This window comes from Anaerococcus sp. (assembly GCF_022770135.1).
Classification (GTDB): domain Bacteria; phylum Bacillota; class Clostridia; order Tissierellales; family Peptoniphilaceae; genus Anaerococcus.
On record NZ_JALEIL010000080.1, the window covers coordinates 1 to 4,301 of the forward strand.

Below are 4,301 nucleotides of genomic sequence, written 5' to 3' on the forward strand. Positions count from 1 at the left end.
TGGGCCACTGTTTTGCAAAGCAAAATAGTGCAGTATCCTTTGTTAAGAAATAACAAAGGATAAAAGAACGATGACTATCGTTCTAAGTTAATAAGATAAAGGACAAGCTATGCTTGTCCTGAATCCGAAAACTACCGTCGAGCGGAGCGAAGCGTAGTCGAGAGATCTCGTAGGAACTACAATTCCCCTTATCCCTAATTGGTCTGGCCATGGCGAACAAATTTCCTCTTCCCCTTATCTCGAGCGTAGTCGAGAGATCTCATAATTAAAGAACACTTCTATAAATGCAAACCTCTGGAATAAAGGAGTTGATACTACTACACCTAGTAATTTTAATAAATACTCCAAAAAAATCATAGAAAAATAATCATAAAAAAAGACAAGTCCATAAAGACTCATCTTTCCTCACTTGGTAACACTATGCTATACTTGACATCATGGTTGCTACTATAATACTTCTACTTAACCAAATTTCAATGTCCTTACTTTCCCTAATCTCGATATTAAGATTATTAATTCAATCTACAATATATTTTGCTCAATAAAGTATACCATCTCATCAGATAAGCCATATACAATAGGTCTAAGCTTCTTCTTTTCTATATACCCTTCTTCTTCAAGAGAATCAAAACACCTTATATTATGAGAATGATTGCTATAGCCATTTGCCCTCAATCCCTCTAGTAGGTATTTTCTGCTAATACCTTCTCCTATGGCAAAAATATAATCCTGGACTAATACAAACAATATATTTATTATCTCAACCCTATCAGGAAATCTTTCTTCAAGCCATTCCAAAGTCTTATCTAATTTCGATGTATTTAATCTTAACAAGTCCCTCATATCCTCTTGGGCCTTGATAATAATCTTAATAAACTCATCTACAAAATAATTAAGCTCTCCCATATTAATCTTTTCACTAGTTTGTCTAAAAGACTTGTAATAGTCAGTCTTCTTGATGAAAGCTCCCCTAGATACTGCAAGCGTTGTTAGATAAGAATATGAGTGTCTCAGATACATACTAGATAAAAACCTACCGACCCTTCCATTTCCATCATAAAAAGGATGCATATACTCAAACAGATAATGTCCAATTGCTACCCTAAGCAAAATATGCAAGTCCTTATCATTTATAAATCCAATCCACTTTTCCATACTAATATTCAGTAACTTGGGATCAATTCCTCTATGGATATATGAACCATCAAATGACTTGTTGGACTGAATAAAAACATCTCCATCTCTAAACAAATCAGTATCTGGCAAAGACTCGCTACTAAGCCCACCTTCAACAATCTTATCGTAAATACTTCTGATATCCTTAAGACTATCCACTCTATCGTGGCTAGTCAAATCAGAATAAGACCTTATTATTGAAGAAAACCTAAGATTTGATGACTTATTTATTTCAAGGTCTTTCTTAGTAAACAGCAATTCTTCCTTAGTGGACCTCACCCCTTCGATTTCATTGCTAGAATAAATCTCCTCAACTATAATATCATCCAAAAAAGAAAACTTGGCCACCTTAGGAAGCTTTCTATATAGATCATTGATCTCTCCATCCAAAACCCTAACCCTATCCATAAGATTGGTAGTATAAGAATTGAAAACAAAACATAAGGGATTATCCTTTACACGAAAGTCAAGCCTTAAGCTAGACTCAAAATTAACTCTCTTTTCATAAGACTCTTTATAACTATCTTTTTTATGATATTTCTTAAAAATATAATCCATAGAACTCCCTAAATGGTTTTTCACAGTTTCCACTGCACTGGACATGGGTTTTCAGTCTCCATGCCGACCAATTAGTATAAGGTTATAGTATTTACATCGACATTATTTTCAATACTTACAAGTTTTTTCAAAATATTTTTGGCTTAGTAAGATTGACTATTTTATATTTTAAGTAGAATAAATAAATAAAATACTGATTTTTCATAATTTTGTGCTATAATATAAGTATCAAAGATAACTTGGGAAGGAATATCGCTAGGTCCCAGAATGGGGTAAGTTTTTTATAAACCGAGCACTCCTATGCGCCTGGGGTTATCTTTTTTTATTGTCTAAATCATCTTTTCAAATAACCACGATCTTTTCTATGGTAATACCAACATTGACCAAAGCAGATATATATTTTCCTACTTCATCAGCTTTATCAAGATTCTCTTTAAACTCAAACCATTCTTTCTCTGTATCATAACTAATAAGTGTATTTACAATATCTAAATATTCAGTCATAAATAATTAAATCCTCAAAATATATAAGTTACAAACCAGTAACCAACTTTGTTACCAACTTAATAACCAACCACTAGCAAACATAATAACTTCTACTTGTAAATATTATACCATATCATAACTATGATGATGAAAGGCCTTATCATGGTACTGTCAATTTTTTATGTAAAGTCTAACTAATAAGGTTTGTAGTTCCAATTCTAATTAAACAAGTATATCTTAATAAAGATTATTATCAATTGGTACGGACTAGCTATAAGTTATTTATGTAGGTTATTAAGATGGAAATAGAGTATAGAAAAAGAGAAGAAATTAATCTCCTCTTTCCTTGTATCACTTAGTCCACATACTGGCGACTATTTTGTAATTAAATTATATCTTTTAATAATTGATATTATATACACCAGAATTAATTATTTTTATTATCTTCATCTTTTTTCTCATTTTTCTGATTTAATATAAATACAGCAAGAACTCCAACCAATGAAGTAAATATAGCAGCAATACCTGCCACATTCTTATCATTATAAATCAGAAAAGCCCCTATACAAATAGACAAAATCGCAATAATAAAGCCAAACCACATTCCCATTTTATTGAATTTCATATTCTCACGAATAGCATAATTTTCAAGCTCAATCCTATGAACTTGATCATTTTCAGTAAGTTTAAAAATTCTATCTGGAAAGGATGGGTCTATTTCTCCATAACCCTTTAGTGACTATGGTGAAGGAAGTGGCCCCATAAACATGCTAGAATGAGAGATTTTAACCGATTTAATCTCACTATTAATAACCTTGATTACTTCTTCTGGGTCTTTATCTACTAGATTTTTTAAACAATTTACTTCATCATCTGTGAAAACATCTGACCTATTTTCTGTATCATTTTCATCAGTTAATTTTAAACTTCCTTTTTTATCTATTTCATTCATGATTAATTCTCTTGTCTAATATATTTACTAAGAGATTGCCCGGTCTTCTCAAAGCCTTCTGTATATGAGTAAGTTTTTAAATCAGAAACATCAATGTTCCTAAATTTATTTGAAATACCAAAGATATCATAAGCCTTCAAAAAACCATTAGCAAATGCCTTGCTCTTGTTAACAATAAAGTCTTTATCTTCTAATACTTTAATTTCCATAAAACTTCCTCCTTTATATAGTATTATACCCAAGATTTAGATAAAAAACTATTTATCTTATTTTTAAAATAATGAGTCCACTAAAATCACCAACTATCTAATAACCATAAAGCTCATCTTTAACATTAAAAGATTGTCCCATTTGCCCATATTTATAAAACTTATACAAGATATAATTTTCTTTTTCAAGCTCGTGAGTTGAAAGAATTATCTGTTTATCATCGAATTCATTTCTTAGAAGTTCCACAAGAGACGCCATATTTATGTCATCCATTGTTTGCACAGGGTCATCAATCAATAAGAATCCTAATTGATCATCTTCTCCTACGTAGAGTTTATTCATAGCCAGCATAAATGAAATAACAAAAGCTGATGTCTGTCCAGAACTAAAAGTATTTAGAATATCATGCTTTGCACTCCCATCTGAGATAAACCTAAACTCTCCCTCATCAATAAATACTCCAAGACCACTTTGATATTCTTGTAATAATTTTCCAGTATATATCAATAGCGGTATACTAAGGTTATTTATAATACCTTTCTTAAAAGATTCTATCTCTTTATCATATATATCTTTAATACCTGATAATTTATCTCTTATATCCTCATACTTAAGCCTTTCAGCTAGCAATTTTCTAATTTTTTCCTTACTAGCCATCAATTCTCGATTTTTATTTTCATTGAATATTTTTTCTAAATATTTTAACTTATTATAAAGCTTGTCTACTTCTGCATTTTCTATTACATATTCTATATTTACCTTATTCTTGCTATAAAAAGATAGAGTCCGTATAATTGTGTAAAAAGAAAAAGGTCATTTGAAACCTAAACTAGTACAATGCTTTTAGCAACAAAAACCTACTAGGAGGAACAAATGACCCAATTACATTTTACATTAAACACTGAAGATATTCAAAACA

General features: G+C 30.6%; 6 protein-coding genes. All 6 read right to left on the minus strand.

The features are described 5' to 3' along the window. Window positions 1-522: 522 nt before the first annotated feature. A complete protein-coding gene (locus MRZ08_RS03650) occupies window positions 523-1,734 on the minus strand; it encodes a Fic family protein (RefSeq protein ID WP_297379337.1) in 1,212 nt (403 codons plus the stop codon). 342 nt (window positions 1,735-2,076) lie between these two features. Continuing rightward, window positions 2,077-2,238, minus strand: coding sequence for a hypothetical protein (locus MRZ08_RS03655; protein WP_297379339.1), 162 nt, complete (start codon window positions 2,236-2,238; stop codon window positions 2,077-2,079). Between the two features lie 409 nt (window positions 2,239-2,647). Beyond that, window positions 2,648-2,845 (minus strand): hypothetical protein, encoded by a 198-nt coding sequence (locus MRZ08_RS03660; protein ID WP_297379341.1) that lies wholly within the window; start codon window positions 2,843-2,845, stop codon window positions 2,648-2,650. Between the two features lie 114 nt (window positions 2,846-2,959). After that, on the minus strand, window positions 2,960-3,172 hold the full coding sequence (locus tag MRZ08_RS03665) for a hypothetical protein (RefSeq protein WP_297379343.1): 213 nt from the start codon (window positions 3,170-3,172) through the stop codon (window positions 2,960-2,962). Between the two features lie 2 nt (window positions 3,173-3,174). Then, complete coding sequence (locus tag MRZ08_RS03670) at window positions 3,175-3,381, minus strand: hypothetical protein (RefSeq protein WP_297379344.1); 207 nt, start codon at window positions 3,379-3,381, stop codon at window positions 3,175-3,177. Between the two features lie 97 nt (window positions 3,382-3,478). Beyond that, entirely contained in the window at window positions 3,479-4,039 is a 561-nt protein-coding gene (locus tag MRZ08_RS03675) for a hypothetical protein (protein WP_297379346.1), read from the minus strand. Window positions 4,040-4,301 lie beyond the last annotated feature (262 nt).

Bases quoted from the DNA above. Each gene is read 5' to 3' on its own strand.
- MRZ08_RS03650 (WP_297379337.1), bottom strand. From the start codon at position 1,734: ATGGATTATATTTTTAAGAAATATCATAAAAAAGATAGTTATAAAGAG.
- MRZ08_RS03655 (WP_297379339.1), bottom strand. From the start codon at position 2,238: ATGACTGAATATTTAGATATTGTAAATACACTTATTAGTTATGATACA.
- MRZ08_RS03660 (WP_297379341.1), bottom strand. From the start codon at position 2,845: ATGAAATTCAATAAAATGGGAATGTGGTTTGGCTTTATTATTGCGATT.
- MRZ08_RS03665 (WP_297379343.1), bottom strand. From the start codon at position 3,172: ATGAATGAAATAGATAAAAAAGGAAGTTTAAAATTAACTGATGAAAAT.
- MRZ08_RS03670 (WP_297379344.1), bottom strand. From the start codon at position 3,381: ATGGAAATTAAAGTATTAGAAGATAAAGACTTTATTGTTAACAAGAGC.
- MRZ08_RS03675 (WP_297379346.1), bottom strand. From the start codon at position 4,039: ATGGCTAGTAAGGAAAAAATTAGAAAATTGCTAGCTGAAAGGCTTAAG.